1 protein-coding gene is annotated in these 440 nt (G+C 43.2%); it reads right to left on the reverse strand.

Features of this window, described 5'->3' with window-relative positions:
* Positions 1-54: 54 nt before the first annotated feature.
* Positions 55-440, reverse strand: a 386-nt coding sequence (gene gspL, locus PSH48_RS20980) for a type II secretion system protein GspL (protein ID WP_273612321.1), incomplete at its 5' end; no start/stop codon positions are given.

A 440-nucleotide genomic window follows, 5' to 3' on the forward strand; every position in this document is an offset into this window, starting at 1 on the left:
TCATTGTGCACCTCGCAGTCTAATTTCGCCGACGATATAATCACCATCATTATTTCACGACCCCTGCTCAACAGTCACACCTTGCTGCTCAAGAATGGCTTTAACCTTACCAAAGGTTTGAAAGTCTTTTGCACGAGCACGAATACGTAATTCATTACGGCGCTTATCAAAACGTAAGGTTTGCGGTGTAAATTCGCTCACTTGTGAAAATACACTCACCAGCTTGCTGGTTAAATCTAAAAAGCCAGCATCGCTCGTACCTTGCACTTTATCCAGTGCTCCCTGTATTTGATTTTTAATTAAGTGAGGGCGCACCCGCGTGCCTGGAAAGGCTTTTTGAAATCGCTCTACTACTTGTGATTTAGCTACCTCAAGCTGCGAATTAAGCTGATGTAATTCAACCGCTTTAATAGCCACACTCGATAGCAAAGCAATAACAC

This window comes from Pseudoalteromonas sp. Angola-4 (assembly GCF_028599265.1).
GTDB lineage: Bacteria > Pseudomonadota > Gammaproteobacteria > Enterobacterales > Alteromonadaceae > Pseudoalteromonas > Pseudoalteromonas atlantica.